Annotated in this window: 16 protein-coding genes; 9 read left to right on the top strand and 7 right to left on the bottom strand. The window is 73.0% G+C overall.

The window, feature by feature from the left end:
• The first annotated feature begins 292 nt into the window (after window positions 1-292).
• Window positions 293-961 (top strand): MBL fold metallo-hydrolase, encoded by a 669-nt coding sequence (locus E0504_RS23120; RefSeq protein WP_071065520.1) that lies wholly within the window; start codon window positions 293-295, stop codon window positions 959-961.
• 64 nt (window positions 962-1,025) lie between these two features.
• Here the strand turns inward: E0504_RS23120 and E0504_RS23115 are convergent, their stop codons facing one another.
• Window positions 1,026-2,075, bottom strand: a complete 1,050-nt coding sequence (locus E0504_RS23115; protein WP_112107415.1) for a glycosyltransferase family 2 protein — start codon at window positions 2,073-2,075, stop codon at window positions 1,026-1,028.
• A 341-nt stretch (window positions 2,076-2,416) separates the two neighbouring features.
• On the opposite strand from E0504_RS23115, the gene E0504_RS23110 reads away from it, so the two are divergent.
• Complete coding sequence (locus E0504_RS23110) at window positions 2,417-2,941, top strand: YafY family protein (RefSeq protein WP_112107413.1); 525 nt, start codon at window positions 2,417-2,419, stop codon at window positions 2,939-2,941.
• Window positions 2,942-2,975: 34 nt separating this feature from the next.
• Here E0504_RS23110 and E0504_RS23105 read toward each other — a convergent pair whose 3' ends face one another.
• Together E0504_RS23105 and E0504_RS23100 are read right to left on the bottom strand one after the other, a co-directional pair.
• Entirely contained in the window at window positions 2,976-4,061 is a 1,086-nt protein-coding gene (locus E0504_RS23105; protein WP_112107410.1) for a TerC family protein, read from the bottom strand.
• Window positions 4,062-4,304: 243 nt separating this feature from the next.
• Window positions 4,305-5,582: a peptidase M50 gene (locus E0504_RS23100; protein ID WP_112107400.1), complete on the bottom strand. Its 1,278-nt coding sequence runs from the start codon at window positions 5,580-5,582 to the stop codon at window positions 4,305-4,307.
• Between the two features lie 304 nt (window positions 5,583-5,886).
• Between E0504_RS23100 and E0504_RS23095 the strand changes: the two genes are divergently transcribed.
• Entirely contained in the window at window positions 5,887-7,566 is a 1,680-nt protein-coding gene (locus E0504_RS23095) for a helix-turn-helix domain-containing protein (RefSeq protein ID WP_235014236.1), read from the top strand.
• Window positions 7,567-7,661: 95 nt separating this feature from the next.
• On the top strand, window positions 7,662-9,788 hold the full coding sequence (gene uvrB, locus E0504_RS23090; RefSeq protein ID WP_112107398.1) for an excinuclease ABC subunit UvrB: 2,127 nt from the start codon (window positions 7,662-7,664) through the stop codon (window positions 9,786-9,788).
• Window positions 9,789-9,865: 77 nt separating this feature from the next.
• Here the strand turns inward: uvrB and E0504_RS23080 are convergent, their stop codons facing one another.
• Together E0504_RS23080 and coaE are read right to left on the bottom strand one after the other, a co-directional pair.
• On the bottom strand, window positions 9,866-10,606 hold the full coding sequence (locus E0504_RS23080) for a trans-aconitate 2-methyltransferase (RefSeq protein ID WP_112107395.1): 741 nt from the start codon (window positions 10,604-10,606) through the stop codon (window positions 9,866-9,868).
• Between the two features lie 5 nt (window positions 10,607-10,611).
• Window positions 10,612-11,232 (bottom strand): dephospho-CoA kinase, encoded by a 621-nt coding sequence (gene coaE, locus E0504_RS23075; protein WP_112107392.1) that lies wholly within the window; start codon window positions 11,230-11,232, stop codon window positions 10,612-10,614.
• Window positions 11,233-11,325: 93 nt separating this feature from the next.
• Here coaE and E0504_RS23070 point away from each other — a divergent pair, with 93 nt between their 5' ends.
• From E0504_RS23070 to E0504_RS23055, 4 genes are all read left to right on the top strand, one after another.
• Complete coding sequence (locus tag E0504_RS23070) at window positions 11,326-12,078, top strand: hypothetical protein (RefSeq protein ID WP_131625887.1); 753 nt, start codon at window positions 11,326-11,328, stop codon at window positions 12,076-12,078.
• A gap of 245 nt (window positions 12,079-12,323) precedes the next feature.
• A complete protein-coding gene (locus tag E0504_RS23065) occupies window positions 12,324-13,610 on the top strand; it encodes an ABC transporter substrate-binding protein (RefSeq protein WP_112107462.1) in 1,287 nt (428 codons plus the stop codon).
• 64 nt (window positions 13,611-13,674) lie between these two features.
• Entirely contained in the window at window positions 13,675-14,736 is a 1,062-nt protein-coding gene (locus tag E0504_RS23060; RefSeq protein WP_112107388.1) for a M4 family metallopeptidase, read from the top strand.
• Between the two features lie 29 nt (window positions 14,737-14,765).
• Window positions 14,766-15,194 carry a protealysin inhibitor emfourin gene (locus E0504_RS23055; RefSeq protein ID WP_235014235.1) on the top strand — a complete coding sequence of 143 codons (429 nt, stop codon included), beginning with the start codon at window positions 14,766-14,768 and terminating at the stop codon, window positions 15,192-15,194.
• On the opposite strand, the gene E0504_RS23050 is transcribed toward E0504_RS23055, so the two are convergent.
• Together E0504_RS23050 and polA are read right to left on the bottom strand one after the other, a co-directional pair.
• Complete coding sequence (locus E0504_RS23050) at window positions 15,094-18,648, bottom strand: EAL domain-containing protein (RefSeq protein ID WP_112107386.1); 3,555 nt, start codon at window positions 18,646-18,648, stop codon at window positions 15,094-15,096. The genes E0504_RS23055 and E0504_RS23050 overlap by 101 nt on opposite strands.
• 324 nt (window positions 18,649-18,972) lie before the next feature.
• Window positions 18,973-21,708, bottom strand: a complete 2,736-nt coding sequence (gene polA / locus E0504_RS23045; RefSeq protein WP_112107384.1) for a DNA polymerase I — start codon at window positions 21,706-21,708, stop codon at window positions 18,973-18,975.
• A gap of 288 nt (window positions 21,709-21,996) precedes the next feature.
• On the opposite strand from polA, the gene E0504_RS23040 reads away from it, so the two are divergent.
• Window positions 21,997-22,491: a PaaI family thioesterase gene (locus E0504_RS23040; RefSeq protein ID WP_112107381.1), complete on the top strand. Its 495-nt coding sequence runs from the start codon at window positions 21,997-21,999 to the stop codon at window positions 22,489-22,491.
• Window positions 22,492-22,557: the final 66 nt, after the last annotated feature.

Raw genomic sequence — 22,557 nt, 5'->3', positions numbered from 1 at the left:
GGCTCCGCAGCGGCACCGGATCAAACGCGCGTTCGAACACGACCGACGCTACACGCCCGGGCCGACGTGCCCGCACACGCCCGGGCCGACGTGCCCGCACCGGCGGTGCCCGGCTCCGCGCAGGGGAACCCCGCGGGCCACATCCTTGTTCCGTCGAGGACACACGGCGGTCACGCCGATCAGAATGGATGCGCTCCGCGGATCATTCCACGCCGCCCGGCCGCCACCACGGCGGTCCGGCCACGGACGGATCCGCGCGGACCAGTCCACGGAGAGATCGAGGAGAACCGTGATGAACATCGGCGCCGGATACACGGGCGAGGTCACCGTCGGCGGGCCGGCGGACACCCGCGAGCTCCCGGACCTCACGATCACCAAGGTGGCGGTCGGCCCGTTCGACAACAACTGCTATCTCCTGCGCTGCGCCGCCACCGGCGAGCAGCTGCTCGTCGACGCGGCGAACGAGACCGACACGCTGCTACGCCTCGTCGGCGACAGCGGGTTGGCCACCGTGGTGACGACCCACCGGCACGCCGACCACGTCCAGGCGCTCGAGGAGGTCGTCGCCGCGACCGGGGCCCGCACCGTGGCGCACCCGCTCGACGCGCCCGCCATCCCGGTCCCGACGATGGACCCGGTCGTCGACGGCGACGAGGTGCACGTCGGCGAGGTCACGCTGCGGGTCGTGCACCTCGTCGGGCACACGCCCGGCTCCGTGGCCCTGCTCTACGACCAGGACGGCGACGCCCCGCACCTGTTCACCGGCGACTGTCTGTTCCCCGGCGGCCCAGGGAACACCTTCGGGGACGCCGCCGCCTTCGCCACCCTGATGGACGGCCTCGAGGCCAAGGTGTTCGGTCCGCTGCCCGACCGGACATGGATCTACCCGGGCCACGGAAAGGACACAACACTCGGCGCCGAGCGCCCGCACCTGGCCGAGTGGCGCTCCCGCGGCTGGTGAGACGGCGATCGGCCGCACCCGGCCCGGCGGTCAGCCGTATCTGACAGTCGGCTGTATCTGACAGTCAGCGGTACCCGGCGGTCACCTGTGGCGACCGGTCCGCGCGGGACGTGCGGGACGCCCGGGGCGCCGGCACCTGCCCGGGCGCGGCGGTGTCCATCCGGCCCAGGTCACGGCGGGTGGCGACCGGAACGGCCCGCCAGCGGGACTGGGTGGCGGGCTCCCAGCGAGGCTGGACCAGCCCCGTCGCGACGCCGGACAGGATCCTCGACGCGCGCAGCGCGTCGTGGGTCCGGCCGGTCGCGAGCTTGCGCAGCGCCAGCGCCGCCAGCTGCGCCACGTGGACGGCGAGCCAGCCCCGCCCGAGCGTGTCGCCGTGGCGCCGCGCGTAGATGGCGGCCGAACGGCCGAGTTCGGCGTACATCAGGCCGGCGCGGCCGACGGTCCCGCCGCCGACGTGGGTGACATGGCAGCAGTCGTCGATCCACGCGATGCGGCCACCGGACGCGTGCAGCCGGGCGAAAAGGTCCGTTTCCTCATAGTACATCCAGTAGGACGGGTCGAAACCGCCCATCCGGAGGAACTCCTGGGTACGGATCGCGAAGAACGCCCCGACGGGATAGCAGAGCTCGGGCCAGCGTTCCACCGCGGCGGCCTCACCGCGCACCGCCGTGTACGCATTCGTACGGATACTCGGAAGCACCGCCGTGCTCCGGCCGGAGAGGCCGGTCTCGGCCTGCACCGGGAAACCCACCACGTCCGCGTCGGCGGGTATCGAACCGAGGATATCGGGAAGCAGGTCCCTGGTCCGCTCAGGCATGGTCACGTCGCTGTTCACGACGAGCAGCCACTCGGGCGGGGACGCGGGCCGCGGCTCCTGCGCCGGGCCGGGCCGCAGCGCACGGAGCACGGCGATGTTCACAGCCGTGCCATATCCGACATTCCCGTGCCCCTCGTACAGCTCAACGCCCGCGGGCAGGTCTTCGTGCACTGTGCCGGGCCGGTTCTCGACCAGCGCGACCCGGCAGCCGGTAACCCCGGCCAGGGTCGCCAGAAGACAGTGGAGCTGGGGTGATCCACCATAGGAGACAACAACGGCCAGAAGGTTATGCATAGTCCGCCTTGAAGGAGAAACAGAGGGATTCGGGAAGCTCGGACGATCCCGGCAGCCTCAAAACACTAACGCGAGCGCCACACTGTCGCCCACATGACAATCGGCGCGTCGCCGAGTCATCAATTCGTATTAATAATAGGTAGCTCTCGTCGGCCGGTACGCCGCCGCCGGACCATGCCCGAGCGGGGGCGGCCGGCGCTCCACCTGAAGCGTGTTGCGCCAGCAGCGCAGGGGCTGGCTCGGCCAACTCGCTTCGACGGTCCGCGGACCCGGTCGGGCCGACCTCGCCCCGGCGGGTGATCGGCGGGCAACGGAGACATCGCCGTGGCACCGTGTTTGCCATGGTCCGCGCCCTGCTGCCGCCGGTGGCCCTCACCGAGACGCAGGCCGCGGCAGTGATGGCGGCGCTGGCCGCGCTCCAGGACGGGCCGTTCGCCGCTGACGCCGCCGACGCGCTGGGCGCCGTCCTCGACGCGCTGGGCGTGACCGGCACGGCCGCCCGCGAGGAGCTCACCGAAAAGGCACGGCGGATCGGCACGGACCCGGTCCGCGCCCCGCGGGGGCCGGTGGCCACCGTTGTCGAGGCGGCTCTGCTCGACGGAGTCGTCATCACGATCGACTACGTCGACGCCGCCGGCGCGGTCAGCGAGGGACGTCCGGTGGAGCCCCGGCTGATCGGTTTCACCGGGGGCCACTGGTACCTGTTCGCGTGGTGCCTGCGCCGGGGCGGCCCACGCTGCTTCCGGTGGGACCGGATCACGCGCGCGGAGGCGACGCGGACCCCGGTCCAGGAACGCGACACGATCGCGGCCTTCGGGATCCCGTCCACCGGGACCCACCCCGCTCCCGCCCGTCGACCCGCCTGAACCGGGTCCGCCTCGCCGGCGGCGGCTAGCGTCCCTAGTCCGCCGCGTTGGCCGCCGGTGCGTCGGCCCGGGTGTCCGTGCCGGTCACCAGACGACCGCCGTCGCCGGCCTCACTGACTCCGCCGGCCCCACTGAGCCCGCCGACCTCACTGGACCCGCTGAGGCCGCCGGCCCCACCGGCGTGGCCGTCCTGGCCGCCGTCGCCGTTCTCGGCGGGCGGCTCCGTCGTCAGCGACCAGACGATCGACCCGGCCAGCACGACCGCGATCACCGCGAGGGACAGCCAGATCGGCATGTGCCAGACGTCGGTGAGCAGCATCTTCACCCCGATGAAGGCAAGGATCACGGCGAGCCCGGTCGCCAGGTGGTGGAACTTCTCCATCAGCCCGGAGAGGAGGAAGAACAGCGACCGCAGGCCGAGGATGGCCAGCGCGTTGGCGGTGTAGACGAGGAAGGTCTCGTTCGTCACGCCGAGCGCCGCGGGCACCGAGTCGAAGGCGAACAGGACGTCCGCGGTCTCGACCGCCACCAGCACGGCGAGCAGCGGCGTGGCGATCAGCTTGCCCGCGCGCCGCAGGATGAAGTGCTGCCCCTGGTAGGTGTCCGTCACCGGGATCACCCGACGCAGCAGCCGGACGGCCCTGCTCTGCCCGGGGTCCATGTCGACGCCGTCGTCGCGGACCATCTTGAACGCCGTGTACAGCAGGAAGGCGCCGAAGATGTAGATCACGAAGCTGAAGTTCTCGAGCAGCGCGATGCCGGCCGCGATGAACAGGAAGCGCAGCACCAGAGCGCCCAGCACGCCGTAGAACAGCACGCGGTGCTGGTACTCCCGCGGGACCTTGAAGTACGAGAAGATCAGCGCGAAGACGAACAGGTTGTCGACCGAGAGGCTCTTCTCGAGCAGGTAGGCCGCCGCGTACTCGCCGGCCGCGCCGGGGCCCTGCCAGGCCCAGATGACGAAGGCGAAGGCGACACCGAGCGACACCCAGCCAACGCTCCACCACGCGGCCTCCCTGAAGCCGATGACGTGCGCCCTGCGGTGCGCGATCAGGTCGATGGCGAGCAACAGGAGCAGGCCGCCAATGAAGGCGGCCCAGGCCCAGGCGGGCACATCCACGGAATCTCCTTTGGGTGGTACGGGGGGGGTCGCGGCCGGTGGCCGCGGTCACCGGCGGGGCTCACGGGCCCCGCCGGGAATGCTGTGCTCTGGTCCGCCGGGCGCCGTTGCCAGCAGCGTGACCAGAGCGGGTTCAGGACGGGCCGCCAGGCCCGCGCGCCGAGGGGGCCACTCAGGCCCGGCGACGGCGGGGACGTCCGCCGGGAACCCGGCGGGACCGGGCTCCCGGCGCGACCGGTGAGCTCACCGGCGACGGCGGCCGAAGCCGGTCGGGGTGACCACCCGGCCGTGCAGCGGCGTGGTCTCCAGCGCCCGGGCCAGTTCGCCCGGGCCCACGGTGCCCACCATCCCGGGCAGGCCGTCCGGGCCGTCGGCGACGACGACGATCACGCCCGCGGCGGGCCGGTGCGCCAGCCGCGACGCGACCGCGGCGAGCGGCTCCTCCGGACGGGCGGTGGCGACCCGGTCCAGCGGGATGGTCACCCGGGCCACCCGGGCCAGGTCGCGGTCGTCCGCGGGCACCGCGGCCAGATCACGCAGCAGGGTGACGCCGATCAGCGGCCCGGCGAAGTCCCGGACCCCGAACACCGAGGCGCGGGACGGGAGCACGGTCTCGTCCAGCGCGGCGGCGACCGTCTTCCAGGACGGCAGCGCCTCCGGGGCGGGGATCATCACGTCACGGACGAAGACCCCGCGCAGCGCGGCAGAGGTGCGCTCCTGCGTCTGCGCGAGCCGGGACGTCCCGAGCGCGAGCCAGCCGAGGAGAATCGCCCACAGGCCGACCAGCCCGACCAGGAAGGTGGCCGCCGCACCGAAGACGATCAGGGTCCACCCGGTGATGACACCCGCGCGGGCCACGGCCGCTTCCGCGGCCGCCTCGTCACCGGTGCGGCGCAGGACCCGGGCGGCGAGGATCCGCCCGCCGGCGCTGCGCGGTGCGGGCAGCAGGTCGACGACGGTGATGAGCAGGGCGAACGTGCCGACCCAGAGCGCCAGCTCGCCGACCAGGGCGAGCGTTCCGCCGGGGGCGAGCGCGCCGGCGGCGACCAGCACCATCCCGGCGAGGGCCGTCACCGTCAGGCCCGCACGGGCGACGGCGGCGTCGGCGAGTGCGTCACCGGTGGCCGGGGCGAGCGGGTCACCGGAACCGGCCGGGCCGGTACCGCCCAACGGGCCGGTACCGCTCAGCGGGCTGCCGTCGCCCCGGTCCGTCGAGCGGTCGCGTGCGGGTGCGAGGCCCAGCCGGCTCCCGAAGGCGCCGAGGGTGATCCCGGTGACCGTGATCCCGGCCCTGCGCGCGGCGGCGGCCCGGGCCAGGTCGGCCCCGAGCAGGATCGCGACGAGCAGACCCGCGCCGAGCACGCCCCCACTGAAGTAGGCGAAGCCCGGACGGCCCGGCACGGTGGCGGGGAGGGTGAGCGCGCCGAGCAGCACCGTCACGACCGCCACGGACACGAACAGGCCTGGGCGCACTGCGATCGGCGGCAGCGCCGTGGGGCGGGAGCCGTCCTTCGTGGACATGTCTCGGGTAGATCCTTTGCCTTTCACCGTCAGTCACTTCCGTCGGGGGCTTTGTGTTGCCGTGGTGGCACCTGGGCGGGGCGATGATCGCGGCGCCGGGCGGCCGACGGGCGGTGCGGGGATCGTCCCCGCGAGGGGCCGGATCCGCTCCGCGTCGGCCTGCCGTGGGCGCCCCGCAGGGCCCCGTACCAGGCTCAACGCTCAGCCTGCCCTTCGGTGTCCCGGCAGACACCGTCCGGAGTCCGCGACTTTGTCTACGATTTCCTTGCCGATACTCGGCAGCCGAGCGGGGGGAGAGCATGAGGTGACGAAACGGGATCAAACATCCAGGCCGGTCTTCCCGGACGACGACCAGCCAGCCGGGCTGCCCGGTACCAGCCTCACCCGGCTCCCCCGGGCCGCCGTGCTCGCGGCGGCCGACGCCCGCCTGCACGCCGGCCTGCTGGGCAACTATCTGGAGGTGCTCGCCTCCGCGGCCGACAGCGGCCGGCGGCTGTCCCGCGCCGAGCTCGACGTCTTCCGGGCGCTCGGCCAGGCCGCCGCCGAGTCCGGCGCCTCGCTGCCGGCGCTCGTCGACCTCTACCTCTCCGCGACCTGGCGGATCTGGCCGTCGCTGCCCGTCGTCCGCCAGGCCGACCGGGACGCGCGCGACCTGGGACGGACGCTGCCGGCGGTCCTGGACGGGCGGGTGCCGGCCGTCGCCCACGCCGAGCACTCCCAGCACACCGAGGACGGCGGTGATCCCACCGATCTCAGCGGGCTGACCGTCGGGGCGGTCTCGCGAACCCGCGCGGCGGCGTCGGCCGTCCTGCGGGCCAGCGACGACGCGGTCGCGGCGGTGTGCGAGGGCTACGAACGGGCCCGTGCGGCGCGGGCGCGCTCGGAGGAGGCGATGCGCCGCGAGCTGGTGGACGACCTGCTCACCGGCACCTCCGAGCTCGGGCCGCTGCTCGAGCGGGCGGCCGCCTTCGGGCTCCGGCTGGAGGCGCCGCACGTCGTCCTCGTCGCGGCGGGCGGGCGGCGCTTCCTGGACGGGCGGGCGGTCGTGCGCGGGATCGAGGAGGCGCTGCGCGCGCAGTGCGCCACGGAGCCCCTCGTCGCGACCAAGGACGGGCTGCTCGTCTGCGTCGTCCCGCAGGAGACCGACCTGATCCTGCCCGGCCCGCCCACGGCGGCGATCACGCCGGACGACGGCGCCGCACCGGACCGTCGCCCCGCCGCCGGCCCGACGGCCGGGTCGGCCAGGGCCGGGGTGACCAGCGTGAGCGATCCCACGTCGGGACGACACCATCCTGTGCATCACCCCGTGCACGCCCGGCCGGACGGCGGCTCCGGGCACCCGAGGGCCGACCGGCCGACCCTCGACCGGGAGATCGCACGCCCACGGACCACGGCGCCGCGGGGCCGGCGCCGGATGGACCCGCCCGGCCCCGGCGACGCCGGGTTCGCGCCGCTGCCGGCGTTCTCCCCCGCGGACGCGGCGCCGTCCACCGCCATCAGGGCGGTCACCGGGCGGCTGGGGGTGGAACCGGAGCTCGTGTGGCGGCTTGGGGTCAGCCGGCCCCGCAGCGGCGTCGCCGGCGTGCGCATCGGCTATGAGGAGGCCCGCAACGCCGTCGAGCTGGCCGGGCGGATGCGGCTGGACGGGCAGGTCGTGCACGCCGACGACCTGCTCATCTACAAGGTGCTGCTCCGCGACCGGGAACCGCTGGAGGAGCTCGTCGAGGCGGTGCTCAGCCCGCTGCGGGCGGCGCGGGGCGGCGCGGGACCGCTGATCGAGACGCTCGACGCCTACTTCGCGACCGGCGGCGTGGCGCTCGCGGCGGCCCGCCGGTTGCACCTGTCGGTGCGCGCGCTCACCTACCGGCTCGACCGCATCCACGCCCTGACCAGGCATGACCCGACCTCTCCGACGGACCGGTACGTCCTGCAGACCGCGGTGCTCGGTGCCCGGCTGCTCGGCTGGGAGGGCACCTCGCGCTGAGGGACACCGCCGCGTGGGGCCGCCGGGTGCCACCGCCGAGGTGGCCGGGGACCGCCGCCGGGAAACTGTCGGAGGCGTGTGGTGTTCTGGAACTCGTGAGCACAACGTTCGAACGCCCCACCACGGACTTCCAGCGCTCGGCCGCGCCGTTCGAGGTCGTCTCGGATTTCGCCCCCTCAGGCGACCAGCCGGCGGCGATCGAGGAGCTGGCCCGCCGCGTGCGGGCCGGCGAGAAGGACGTCGTGCTCCTGGGCGCGACGGGCACCGGCAAGTCGGCCACCACCGCCTGGCTCGTGGAACGCCTGCAGCGCCCGACCCTGGTGATGGCGCCCAACAAGACACTGGCCGCCCAGCTCGCGAACGAGTTCCGTGAGCTGCTGCCGAACAACGCCGTCGAGTACTTCGTCTCCTACTACGACTACTACCAGCCCGAGGCGTACATCGCGCAGACCGACACCTACATCGAGAAGGACTCCTCCATCAACGAGGAGGTCGAGCGGCTGCGCCACTCGGCGACGATGAACCTCCTCACCCGGCGCGATGTGGTCGTCGTCGCCAGCGTGAGCTGCATCTACGGTCTGGGCACCCCCCAGGAGTACATCGACCGGATGGTCCGGCTGCGCGTCGGCGACGAGATCGAGCGCGACCGCCTGCTGCGCCGCTTCGTCGACGTCCAGTACGCCCGCAACGACCTCGCCTTCACCCGCGGAACGTTCCGCGTGCGTGGCGACACCATCGAGGTGTTCCCGGTCTACGAGGAGCTCGCGGTCCGGATCGAGATGTTCGGCGACGAGATCGAGCGCCTGACCTACCTGCACCCGCTCACCGGGGAGATCGTCCGGGAGTCCCAGGAGGTCTTCGTCTTCCCCGCCACCCACTACGTCGCCGGGCCGGAGCGGATGGAGCGGGCGATCGCCGGCATCGAGGCGGAGCTCACCGACCGGCTGGCCGAGCTGGAGGGCCAGGGCAAGCTGCTGGAGGCGCAGCGGCTGCGGATGCGCACCACGTACGACATCGAGATGATGCGCCAGGTCGGCTTCTGCTCCGGCATCGAGAACTACTCCCGGCACATCGACGGCCGGGCCGCCGGCACGGCCCCGCACACCCTGCTCGACTACTTCCCGGACGACTTCCTGCTGGTCATCGACGAGTCGCACGTCACCGTGCCGCAGATCGGCGGCATGTACGAGGGCGACATGTCCCGCAAGCGGAACCTGGTCGACCACGGCTTCCGGCTGCCGAGCGCCATCGACAACCGGCCGCTGCGCTGGGAGGAGTTCCTGGAGCGCATCGGCCAGACGGTGTACCTCTCTGCGACTCCGGGCCCCTACGAGCTGGGGCGCGGGGACGGCGTCGTCGAACAGATCATCCGGCCGACCGGCCTGCTCGACCCGGAGATCGTGCTGAAGCCGACCAAGGGCCAGATCGACGATCTCGTGCACGAGATCCGGATCCGCGCGGAACGCGACGAGCGGATCCTGGTCACCACGCTGACCAAGAAGATGTCCGAGGATCTCACCGACTACCTGCTCGAGCTCGGCATCCGGGTGCGCTACCTGCACAGCGAGGTCGACACACTGCGCCGGGTCGAGCTGCTGACCGAGCTGCGCCGCGGCGAGTTCGACGTGCTCGTCGGCATCAACCTGCTCCGCGAGGGCCTCGACCTGCCCGAGGTGTCGCTGGTGGCCATCCTCGACGCCGACAAGGAGGGCTTCCTGCGCTCGGACAAGTCCCTGATCCAGACCATCGGCCGGGCCGCCCGCAACGTCTCCGGCCAGGTCCACATGTACGCAGACAAGATCACTCCGTCGATGAGCAAGGCCATCGAGGAGACGAACCGGCGCCGGGAGAAGCAGATCGCCTACAACACCGAGCGCGGTCTCGACCCTCAGCCGCTGCGCAAGAAGGTCGTCGACATTCTCGAGGACATGGTCCGCGAGTCCGCGGGCGAGGAGATGATCGGCGGCGGTGGCCGGGCGCAGTCCCGTGGCAAGGCCCCGGTACCCGGGATGAAGTCGAAGGCGGGGGACGCGGTCGGCCGGTACGCGGCGGAGCTCGCCGGCATGCCGCGCCACGAGCTCGCCCAGCTCATCCGCCAGCTCGACGACCAGATGCACGAGGCCGCCAAGGAACTGCAGTTCGAGCTGGCGGCCCGCCTGCGCGACGAGGTCAACGAGCTGAAGAAGGAGCTGCGCGGGATGGACGCCGCGAACGTCCGGTAGCCGCGCGAACGCCCGGCGCCGGAACCGGGCCGGGGGCCGGGCCACCGGCGGAACCCGGGTGCCTGGCCGGGCCGGGGTCAGGCCGCGCGGCGGGCGTGTACCTCGAGGCGGACGTAGTCGATGGCGGGCCGGGGCAGCCGCTCGGCGACCGCCCGGACGAAGGCCGCGCGCTCGTCGGCGCCCAGCCTGACCAGGTGCGCGCCGAGCACGACCGTCTCCAGGTAGTCGTGCAACGCAGCCGGACCGTCGAACTGGGCGGTCTCGGCGCGCAGCCGGGCCTCGATGTCGACGAAGCCGGCCGCGGCGAGGCGCCGCTCCGTCTCGGCCGGCGCCGCGAAGTTCCACACCTGCGGAACCTCTCCGAGCACCGCCGCCAGGGCCGCCTGGACGGAGGCGATGTTGCCGTGGCCGCCGCAGTCGACCGAGAGCCTGCCCCCCGGCCGCAGGATCGCCGCGAGGTTGTCGAACACCCGCTGGTGATCGGCTATCCAGTGCAGGACGGCCACGCTCAGCACGGCGTCGACCGGCTCGGCGATCGGCAGCGGGTCGAGCAGGTCCGCCGCGAGAATGGTGAGCCGTTCGGTGTCAGGCAGCCGTGCGCGGAGCTGGTCGAGCATGCTCGCCGATGCGTCGACGGCGATGACCCGGCCGCGCGGGAGCGCCTCGAGCAGCGCCGCGGTGTCCCGCCCGGTGCCGCAGCCGGCGTCCAGCACGGTCTCACTGCCGGTCAGCGCGAGCCGGGCGAGCGTGCGCTGCCCCCACAGCTCGTGCGGCAGCCGCAGCCGGCCGTAGGCGGCCGCGTCCCACTCCCAGGCCACGGCGCTCAGGAGCCGGGGCCGACGGAGGGCTCGGCCAGCCCGGCGTCACGCCGGTGCAGCAGCTCCCCCCACACCTCGCCCACGCGTTTCCGCAGGTCGTCGAGCGACCCGCTGTTGTCGACCAGGATGTCGGCGACCGCCCGCCGCTGCTCGTCGGTGGCCTGGGCAGCCATCCGGGCCTCGGCCTGGTCGCGGGCGAGACCTCGCCGGGCGAGCCGCTCCAGACGCAGCTCGCGTGGTGTCTCGACGACCACGATCGCGTCGTAGCCGGGGCGCGGTCCGCCCTCGACCAGCAGCGGGATGTCGTGGATCACGACGGCGTCCGGCGACGCGGACGCGATCCGGGCCGCCATCTCCGCCCGGATCAGCGGATGGGTGATCGACTCGAGCCGCCGCCGGCTCGCCTCGTCGGCGAACACCACACGCCCCAGCGCCTCCCGGTCGAGGGCGCCGTCCGCCAGCAGCACGGACGGCCCGAACGCCTCGGCGACGGCGGCGAGGCCGGGCGTTCCGGGGGCGACTACCTCGCGGGCGATCCGGTCGGCGTCCACCAGATGGGCGCCGTGTTCCACCAGGAGTTCAGACACGGCGCTCTTGCCCGACCCGATTCCGCCCGTGAGGCCCACAATCAGCACCAGCCGAGTCTGCCAGGAGCCCCCCGTGCCCGCGACGGGTCCGCGCGGCGCCGGGCCGGCCGCGCGGGTTGGCACACTGGACGGGTGGCGCCCACCCGCAGCGAGCCCGGCCGTGCCGGGCCTGACCGCGCCAGGCCTGACCGCGCCAGGCCCGGCCGGGCAGAGTGGACGCGGGCGGCGATTGCCCGGGGCTGGCCGGCGCTGCTCACCGGCAGCCTGCTCGCCGCCGGCACGGTGGGCCTGGTGCTGCTGCCCACGCTCGCGAGCTCCGCTCCCCTGCTACTCATCGCGCTGCGGCCGACGGTCTCCGTCCTCATACTGGTCGGCGGCAACGTCGCGTTCCTGCCCGCACTGCTGATCGCCACGGTGCTCCGGACCCTGCTCGACCTCGGGTACTTCGGCCTGGCCCGCTACAACGTCCGGTCGCTCCTGCTGCGCCGGGTCGGCACCAGCCGGCTGGTCACCGTCCTGTCGCGGCACGGCGCGCAGCGGGGCCTGCTGTGGTTCTGCCTGATCAACACGAACGTGGCCGTCGACGCGGCGTTGGGCACCGGGTCGGTGTCGATGCGCCGGTTCCTGCGGTTCCTCGTCCCCGGTTCGATGACCTCCTCGGCGCTCTACCTGTCGGCGGGCAGCGCCCTCGGGCCGTGGACCAGCGACCTGGTCCGCTGGCTCGACAACCACGCGAGCCTGCTCATCATCGGCGGCATCGCGCTGGCCTGCGCCCACGCCGCGGTGGTCATGGTGACCCGCCGGGTGCGCGCCGGGCGACGTCCGGCCCCGGCCACCAGCCCGCCGGTCAGCAGCCCGCCGGTGAGCGTCGAGGACGTCCACTAGAAAAGGCCGGACAGGCACGAGGGACGGTTCGGCGACAGCGTATATCCGCGCCGATTTTCTCATTTTCTCCGGCGCCGGACGGATTTCCCACGAGCACCACCTGAGCGGCGTCCGGGCGCGAATTTCCTCGCTGTGATCTAACACGGTTTTTACAGGCCGGACGACCATCCCGGGCGTAAGACGTCGTGACTGCCCGAGAACCCCGCGGCCTGTCGCGTGCCGGATCGGAGAGGTGGATCGTCCTGGTGTTTCGTTCGAAGTTGATCGGCACGGCGCTCGTGACGGCGGCGCTGGTGAGCGCCTGTGGCGCAGGAGGATCCACCCAGAGCGGAACGGCGACCTGGACCTGCGCGCCGGGTGTCACTGACGACGAGATCACGGTCGGCGTCCTCTACCCGGACAGCGGCGCGATGTCGGCCCAGTACACCGGATACCGCTCCGGTGTCGAGGCCCGCATGGCGGAGCAGAATGCCGCCGGCGGGGTCGGCGGCCGCCGGATCACGACGATCTGGCGTGATGACGAGTCCAGCCCGGGCGTCAACCTGCGCGCGGCGAAGGATCTCGTGACCGCGGGCGCGTTCGCGATCCTCGAGCACACGGCGTACTCGGAACAGTCCGCGCCCTGGCTCGACCAGCAGCACATTCCAGTGGTGGGTGTGGCCGACCAGCCGCTGTGGGCGGACCACCCGAACATGTTCACGTACACATACGTCGCCGACGACACCGAGGCGACGACCACCCTGGGGCAGTTCGTCCAGTCCCGCGGCGGAACCCGGGCGGCGCTGATCATCACCTCGGCGACCCGGGCTTCCCTGCTCTACGCCGAGAGCGCGCGACGCAGCCTGGCGGCGGCGGGCATCCCGGTCGTGTTCGAGGAGCCGATCGACGGCATCACCATGCCCGACGTCGTCGGGCGGATCGTCCGGACCGGAGCGGACACCCTGGTCGCGGCCACCTCGCTCGACATCTACATCGGCGCCCTGATCACCGCCGCCGAGCGGGGCCACCCGTTCGGGACGGCGGTCTCCCCCGCCGGCTACGACATGCGCGTGCTGGTCTCCGGCCTGCGGCAGGCCCTGGCCGGCACCTACACGCCGCTGCCCTTCACCGCGCTGGAGCGGGGCCTGCCCGCCCACCGCGACTACCTGTCCGCGATGACCCGGCACGCCCCCGAGATCCAGCCGCCGAGCCAACAGAGCGCCGTCAACGGGTGGATCAGTGCCGACCTGTTCCTGCGCGGACTGCGGACCCAGGGGCACTGCCCGACCCGCGACTCCTACATCCGCGGGCTGCGCGGAGTGACCGACTACGACGCCGGCGGCCTGCTCACCCAGAAGATCAACTTCTCGGCCGGGCAGGGCCGGCTGGACCGCTGCGCCGACTTCGTCCGCGTCTCCGCGACCGGTGACGTGTTCGAGGTCGTCGAGCCGCAGCCGCGGTGCGGCGAGCTCGTCCCGGCGGCTCCGGCCGTCACCGCGGCGACGGCCGCGGCACAGGACGGCGCAGGCCGGTCTGGACATCTGCTCACGTAGCGGCCAAGGTCGGTGGCCCCCGGTCAGATCCGCCCGGGACGGCCCACACCTGGAGGAGTCGCCGATGACCGGTCACCGACGCTGCGCGCCCTGTGCCGTGCCGCCGCACATCCTCGAGCGCATTGCCCGGAACGGGAACGACGAGCAGCGCGCCCGCGCGCTGTCCACCATGGCCCAGGACTCCTCGCACCGCAGCGTGCGGGTGCACAACGCCCTGATGCGCTCCGTGCAGCGCCCGGCGACCCCGCCGCGGCTGGCCCCGACCAGCGGCCCGCGCCGCACGATCGGCGACGCGAAGGAGTCCGAGGACCTGCCGGGCACGACCGTGCGCGCCGAGGGCGACGCCCCGGTGGCCGACGTCGCCGTGAACGAGGCGTACGACGGCCTCGGCGCCACGTTCGCGTTCTTCCTCGACGCCTACGGCCGGGACTCCGTCGACGACGACGGGATGGGCCTGCTCGCGACCGTGCACTACGGCGATCATTACGAAAATGCCTTCTGGAACGGCCGGCAGATGGTCTTCGGCGACGGTGACGGCGAGCTGTTCAACCGGTTCACGGTCTCGCTGGACATCATCGGCCACGAGCTCGCGCACGGCGTCACCGAGGACGAGGCGCAGCTGATGTACCTGAACCAGTCGGGCGCGCTGAACGAGTCGCTGAGCGACGTCTTCGGCTCGCTGGTGAAGCAGCACCTGCGCGGCCAGACCGCCGAGGAGGCCGACTGGCTGATCGGCGAGGGCCTGCTCACCGACGCCGTGCAGGGCGTGGCGCTGCGGTCGATGAAGGAGCCTGGCACGGCCTACGACGACCCGGTGCTCGGCGACGACATTCAGCCCGCGCACATGGACGGCTACGTCCGCACGACGACCGACAACGGCGGGGTGCACATCAACTCGGGCATCCCGAACAAGGCTTTCCACACGCTCGCGGTGGCCCTCGGCGGCCACGCCTGGGAGCGCGCGGGCCGGATCTGGTACGAGGCGCTGCGCGCGCCCCAGCTCCGGCCGAACGCGACGTTCCGGTCGTTCGCCGCCGCCACCTCGCGCCAGGCCCAGGTGCTGTTCGGGCCCGAGGAGACCCAGGCCGTGCGGGACGCCTGGGCCTCGGTCGGCGTTCCGGTCTGACGCCCCGGCCGGGCGGGGAGAATCGGAGGGTGACCGACGACCGGAACACCGGGTCCCGCCCGGACGGCGGCGGGCCCGCCGACCTGGCCGGGCGCATCCGGGTGATCCTGGAACGCTCTGGCGGGATCATCGGCCGGCCGGTCCGGCGCGGGCTCGACACCGCCCAGCTCCCCGCCGACCAGGCGGCCACGCTGCGGTCGCTGGCGGCCTCGCTCACCGCCGGGCCGGACGGTACCGCCGGGCCAGGCGGCACCGGCGGCGGCCCGGCGGGGGCGGATCGCTTCGTCTACGTGATCGAGGTGGAGTTCCAGGGCGGCCGGGTGGAGCGGACGTTCCACGAGCCGGTGCCCGAAGGGGTCAGACCCCTGCTGACGTTGCTGTCACGCGCGCCGCGGCTGCCCGCTCGGCCCGGACCACCACCGCCATCGTCTCCAGCAGGTGGTTCTCCGCGTCGATGAGCGCGGCGCTCGACGGCTCGTGGCTCCTGGTCACCGAGATGCCGACGGCGATCGGCACCGCCGACTCCCGGGCCCAGGAGCGGCGGACCTCGTCGGCCATCGCCTCGGCCCGTTCCCGCCCGCCGGTCGGGACGGCCACCGCGAACCGGCTGTCCGACCAGCGGGCGAGATACGCGGACTCGTCGCAGACGGCCCGCAGGAGCTCGGCGAACCGACTGGTCAACCTGTCCCGGCCCGCCTGGACGTCGAACAGGCACACCGCGGCGCCCGGCGACAGCCCCTGCAGGGTGGAGAGGAAGGCCGCCCGGCCGGTCAGCCCGGCCGTGCCGTCCGGGTGGTGCTCCCGAACCGAGGCGGCCCGCAGCCGGCCGAGGCCGTGCCCCGCCTGCCCGGCCAGCAGCGCCATCGCGCGGTACAGCGACGGGTCGATCGCGGCCACCGGGGCCGGCCAGCGGGCGCACATGACGCCGAGCGCACCGCCCTCCCCCGGGATCGGGACGAGGAACGCGGAGGCCACACCACTGGCGCGGACGATGTCCAGGTTGAAGCCGGGAAAGGTCGGCGCGTCCGGGACGAACAGTGGGCTCTGTGTCCGCAGGACCTCGCCGATGACCGTCTCGTCGTTCGAGCTGAACCGCTGCCCCGGCTTGATGAGGGAGGTGGCCCCGGGCGCGAGGGAAGCCCCGACGGAGTTGTAGACCGTCGAGCCGGGCGTGTCGGACATCAGGACGGTGACGACGTCGCCGCCCAGCATGTGCCGCGCGGCGTCACTGACCAGGGACGCGGCCGCAGGGAGATCATCCGGGTAACAGAGCTGGTCCAGCGCCCGGGCGGTGTCGGTGACCACGGCGAGCAGCACGGCCTCCCGGCGGACGTCCATCATGACCGCGGCGTGCTGGGCGAGGCTCTCCAGCGCCTCGCGCTGGCCCGGGGTGAGCCGCCGCTGGATCCGGTCGTTGATCGTGACCGCACCGATGGCGTAGCCGTCGGAGGTCCGCACCGGGACGGCTGCGATGAAACGGGCCTTCCGGCCGGGGAACGCCCTGGTCCCGTGCGCGAACCGGGTGTCGAGCATCGCGTCCGGGATCTCCAGCAGCTCGCCCGCCGCGACGGCGTGCGAGGCCACGCCGACCCGGGCCGGCACGTCCTTCAGTTCGTGGCCGTGGCGGCCCAGGTAGGTCTCCGAGTCGGCGCCGACCAGGAGCACCGACCCCACGTTGCAGCCGGTCATCGCGGCCGCGAGGGCCGCCATGTCGTCCAGGGGGTAGGTCCGCGGCCGGAACGCGATCTCGTAGCGCCGGGTCGCGGCGACCCGCGCCGCCTCGTCCGCCACCGGCGGGGCCAGGACACCGAACCGCCGCGTCTGCGACACCGTGAAGGGGGCATCCGGGCCGACGATCGGCTCGGAACGCGCCGCGTCCACCGCCTCCACCGCGTCGGCCGCAGACCCGGCACCGCCCACCGGCACGCCGCTGCCGGCCGGCACAGCACCACCAGCCGGCAGGGCGGCAGGGGCCGCCGCACCGGCGGCGCCGGGGCGGTCGGCGGGTGCGGCCCGCTCCACCAGCAGGTCCTCGAGATGCGACGGCGGGCGCGGGCGCGAGACCGCGTCGCCCTGCAGGATGTCGCAGCCGAGCTCGGTCATCATCCGCAGCGTCCGGTCGTCCTCGACGCCCTCGCCGACGACCCGCAGGCCGAGCCGGTGGCCGAGGTCCAGCACCGAACGCACGATCGCCGCGTCCAGCAGGCTGCCGCGGACGTCCGCGACGAACCCGCGGTCGATCTTGACCTCGTCGAACGGCAGCGCCTTGAGGATCTCCATCGAGCTGTAACCGGTGCCGAAGTCGTCCAGGGCGAGCTTGACGCCCTTGCTGCGCAGCTCCCGGAGCATGGCGGCGGCCCGGCCGGGCTGGGTCACCAGGGCGCTCTCGGTGATCTCGAGGGTCAGTACGTCCGGGGGGAGCTGGTGGCGGGCCAGGCTCCCGGTCACCAGGCTGGGCAGGTCGTCCAGGACGAGCATGCGGGCGGAGAGATTCACCGAGACGGGCACGTGCAGCCCACGGGCGGCCCACGCGGCGCACTGCCGCAGTGCCTCGTCCAGCACCCACCTCGTGACGTCGACGATGAGCGCCGAGCGCTCCGCCATCGGCAGGAACGCGCCGGGCGGCAGCAGCCCGCGGGTCGGATGGCTCCAGCGCACGAGAGCCTCGACGCCGACGATCCGCCCGGTCGCCGCCGCCTGGAGCGGCTGGTAGAAGACGATGAGCTCGTCCCTGGCGATGGCCGCGCGCAGCTCCGCGTACAGCGCGATCTCCCAGGAGCGCACGCCCGCGATGCCCGCGTCCCACAGCCCGACCCGCTCGCCCTCGCGCTTGGCCCGGGACAGCGCCGCGTCCGCACAGGGCAGCAACGACCCGATCGTCTCCCCGTCGCGCGGGGCGACCGCCAGCCCGGCGCTCGCCTCGACCTCGACCTCGACGCCGTGCACGGTGAACGGCCCCTCGATCTGGCGCAGCACCGACTGACCGAGCTCACGCAGGTCGCTCTCCCGACTCGCCGACGTCGGCACGGACCCGCCCCGGTGCGGGCCGCCGTGTGCGGACCCGCCGCGGTCCGGATCTCCGCGGCTGGCATCACCACCGCCCAGCTCGTCGTCGTCACGGCGGTCCGCGCCGGGCGGGCCGGGGATGACGAGCGCGAACTCGTCGCTGCCGAGCCGGCCGACGAAGGACGGCCGCGGCGTCACCGTGGGAAGAGCGCGGGCCAGCTGGCGCAGCAGCTCGTCACCGGCCTCGTGCCCCAGCGCGTCGTTGACCTCCCGGAACCGGTTGATGTCGAGCAGGAGCAGGACCGCCTCGCGGTCCTTCTTGACCGCCCGCGCGATCGCCGGGTCCGCGGCACGGGTCAGCCCGCTGCGTGCCACCAGGGACGTCAGCGGATCGGAGTAGGCCTGCTCCCCGCGCCACTGGAACAGCCCGTACATCACCAGGCAGCCGCCGGCCGAGCTGACGGCCGCGGTGATCAGCAGCGCCGGCGAGCCGGCGAGGGCGGAGTTGACCGACGCCGCCAGCAGCAGCGTCAGGGCCACCCAGGCCGCCATGGCCAGGCTCCAGCCGAGCCTGAGCACACCGCAGTAGCTGGCGATCCAGGGGAACCACAGCAGGAACAGCTGGCTTTCCTCCCCGGGTATGGCGTCCGCGGCCGCGGCTCCCATCCCGGCCGCCATCGAGGCGGCGGCGAGCGCGGCCAGCCACGGCCACCGCTCGTGGGCGGCGACGAGCCGCTGGATGAGGGCCAGGTTGACCAGCGCGATGGCCAGTGCGATCCACGTCCCGGCACGCAGCCGCCCCGGGGATCCGGGGACGGTCAGGACCAACAGGAAGAACCCCACCATCCCGACGGTGAGGACCACTAGCAGGCGGCGGCGGTCGACGACTACGGGACCGCTGGTCACGACCCGTCCCCCTCTCCCTGGCCGCGGCAGGTCCCCGGCGCTGGGCGCTGACCGGCACCGTTGTGGCGGCCAGTGGCCGACGGGGCCCGGGCGCGCCGGACCACCCGCGCGGACGACAGAGACCTGACGTAGTCAGAACATAACCAAAAACCGAATGAATCTAACGTCCGCGACGACGCTTTACCAACCACATTTCGGACAGGCGGCGTGAATTCCGGATGATTCAACGCCGACGACGATGACCACGGCTGGGATTGTCGACTCCATCGCCGGAAAGGCGGAAAAGAGGCGGAAACCAGGGAAGCCAGGCTCCGGTCGCTGGTGTCAGTGACCGGCTTCGTCCCAGGTCCGGCCGGCGCCGACGCTCACCTCGAGCGGCACGGACATCTCGTACGCGCTACCCATCTCGGCTCGGACCAGCGCCTCGACCTCAGCCCGCTCGCCGGGGGCGATCTCCAGGACGAGTTCGTCGTGCACCTGAAGCAGCAGCCTGGAGCTCAGGTCACGCGAGCGCAGCGCCCGACCCACGCCCAACATCGCGATCTTGATGATGTCGGCCGCCGATCCCTGGATGGGGGCGTTCAGCGCCATCCGCTCGGCCATCTGCCGGCGCTGGGTGTTGTCGCTGGTCAGATCGGGCAGGTAACGGCGGCGGCCCATGATGGTCTCGGTGTAACCATCACGGCGGGCCTGGTCGACGACCCCGCGCAGAAAGTCCCGGACGCCACCGAAACGGGCGAAATAGGCGTCCATCTGCTCGCGTGCCTCATCGGGGGCGATTCCGAGTTGGCCGGCGAGCCCGAAGGCGGACAGGCCGTAGGCCAGCCCGTAGGACATCGCCTTGATACGCCGGCGCAGCTCGGGATCGACCTCGGAGACCGGCAGCCCGAACGCCTGCGCGGCCACGAAGGAATGGAGGTCCTCGCCCGATGCGAACGCCTCGATGAGGCCGGCATCACCGGACAGGTGCGCCATCAGCCGCATCTCGATCTGCGAGTAGTCGGCCGTCAGCAGTGTCTCGTACCCCTGGCCGACCACGAACGCCTGCCGGATCTGCCGGCCCTGCGGGGTGCGGATCGGGATGTTCTGCAGGTTCGGGTCGGTGGACGACAGCCGGCCGGTCGCCGCGATCATCTGGTTGAACGTGGTGTGGATCCGGCCGGCGTCGTCGATCATCGGGATGAGTGAGTCGACGACGGTCTTGAGCCGGGCGACGTCGCGGTGGTGCAGCAGCACGGGGATCAGCGGGTGGTCGGACTGGGTGGCCAGCCACGCCAGCGCGTCGGCGTCGGTCGTGTAGCCGGTCTTGATGCGCTTGGTCTTCGGGAGCGCGAGCTCGTCGAACAGGATCTGCTGGAGCTGCTTGGGCGAGCCGAGGTTGAAGGTGCGCCCGACGATGCCGTGCGCCTGTGCGGCGACGTCGGACACCTCACCGCCGTAGTGCTTCTGCAGCTCGAGGAGGTGATCCTCGTCGGCCGCGATGCCCGCGCGCTCCATCGTCGCCAGGACGGTCACCAGCGGGAGTTCCATCTCCCGCAGCAGGCGGGCCGCGGACCTGCGCTCCAGGTCGCCGTCGAGGGCGTCGGCCAGCTCGAGCGCGGCCCGGGCGCGGATCGCGTCGGCCTCCGCCTCGTCGGCCTCGCCGGAACCGTCGAGGGTGAGCTGGCCGTTGCTCGGGGCGTCCGACTTCAGTTCGCGGTGCAGGTAGCGCAGGGCCAGGTCGGCGAGGTCGAAGGAGCGCTGGCCGGGCAGCGCCAGGTAGGCCGCGAGCGCGGTGTCGCTGGTGACACCGGCCAGGGTGAAACCGGCCTCGGCCAGCGCCAGCATCGGGCCCTTGAGGTCGTGGCCGGCCTTCGCCCTGTCCGGGTCGGCCAGCCAGTTGCCGAGCGCCGCGGAGTCGCCAGCGGTGAGCTGGGTCGGGTCGATCCAGGCGGCGGCGCCGTCGGCGGCGGCGAGGGCCACCGAGACGATCACCCCGGTACCCCGGCCCCAGGTGCCGCGCAGGTGCAGGCCCGTGCGGCCGGCGCCGGAGGCGTGCTCGGCGAGCCACGAGGCGAGTTCGTCCGGCCCGAGCATGCTCAGCTCGATCTCGAAGCCCTCGTCGGCGGCCGGCGGCGCCACCGACAGCGCCGCGTACAGCCGCTCCCGCAGCACCCGGAACTGCAGCGTGTCGAAGAGCTGGTGGACGGCCTCGCGATCCCAGGGGTGCAGGCGCAGGTCTGCCGGCGTCAGTTCCAGCGGCACCTCACGGGCCAGCTCGGTCAGCGAACGGTTACGGATGACGTTGGACAGGTGCTCCCGCAGCGACGCGCCGGTCTTGCCACCGATCTCGTCGGCCCGGTCGACCAGCTCGGCCAGCGAGCCGAACTGCTGGATCCACTTGGTGGCCGTCTTCTCCCCCACCCCGGGCACCGAGGGCAGGTTGTCGGACGGGTCGCCGCGCAGCGCGGCGAAGTCGGGGTACTGCACCGGGGACAGGCCGTACTTGGCCTGCACCTCGTCGGGGGTGAAACGCGTCATGTCGCTGATGCCCTTGCGGGTCATCAGCACCGTCACCCGCTCGTTCACCAGCTGCAGCGCGTCGCGGTCGCCGGTCACGACCAGGACGTCCATCCCCTCCGCGGACGCCTGGGTGGCGAGGGTGGCGATCACGTCGTCGGCCTCGTACCCGGCGGCGCTCACCCCGGGCACCGCCAGCGCGTCGCAGACCTGGTGGATCAGCGCGACCTGGCCGACGAAGTCCGCCGGCGTCTCCGAGCGACCGGCCTTGTACTCGGCGTACTGCGTGTGCCGGAACGTCGGGGTCGGCAGATCCCACGCGACGGCGACATGCGTGGGCTTCTCGTCGCGCAGGACGTTGATCAGCATCGAGGTGAAGCCGTAGACGGCGTTCGTCGGCTGGCCGGTGCTGGTCGAGAAGTTCTCCACCGGGAGCGCGAAGAAGGCGCGGTAGGCCAGCGAGTGCCCGTCGAGCAGCAGCAGCCGGGGACGGTCCGCGGACGCCGACGCACGGCTGGCCGCCGACGAGCTGCTGGACGGGGACGAGGTAGTCGCAGGCACGCGGCGAGTCTAGGCCGTGGGTACGACAGGTCCGCGCATGTCCGGCGGAGGGCCAGGAGGAGATACAACCGGGACGCGCCGCGAGCCCTACGCCGAGCTGTTCGTGGTGGTCGCGGTCTGTGGGAGTTCCGAGGTTCCGCGGAACTCCATGATCGGCCGTGGCCCGCGGCGGCCGCGCGGTCGAGCCGGCGGCGTGCGCAGGCCCTGCACCGCCCTGGCCAGCCCCAGCCCCGTGCCTGTGCCGGACGCGCCGACCGCGCCCGATGACCAATGAGGAATTGAACTAATGTGCTCGACGTGTCCAGAACGGCGACGAGTACGGACGATCAGATCAACATGCTCAATGAGCTCAACGAGCACCGCGGCGAGCTCGGCGAACGCCTGGGGATCGTGCTGACGGAGGCGAGCGCGCAGCGCGTGGTCGCCACGATGCCGGTCGCCGGCAACCGCCAGCCCTACGGCCTGCTGCACGGCGGTGCCTCGGTGGCGCTCGCGGAGACCGTCGGCTCGGTCGCCTCGATGCTCTCGGCCGGGGCCGACCGGGTCGCCGTCGGGATCGAGATCAACGCCACCCACCACCGCGCGGTCACCGACGGCGTCGTGACGGCGGTCGCGACTCAGGTGCACGGGGGGTCGACGCTGGCCACCTACGACATCCGGGTCACTGACGAGGCCGGCCGGGCGGTGTGCACCTGCCGGCTGACCTGCATGCTGCGCGACCGCCCACCGGCCGGCGGGAAGATCCCGGCGCCGGGATCGGGCGACGCGGACCGCAAGCCGTGACCGGTACGCGGTGAACGGCGCGCGCAGCCGCCCTGCTACCGTCGACTGCAGGTGGACGCCCGGGGC

It is taken from the genome of Parafrankia sp. BMG5.11, from assembly GCF_004337455.1.
This window is presented reverse-complemented; position numbering and strand designations above follow the sequence as displayed.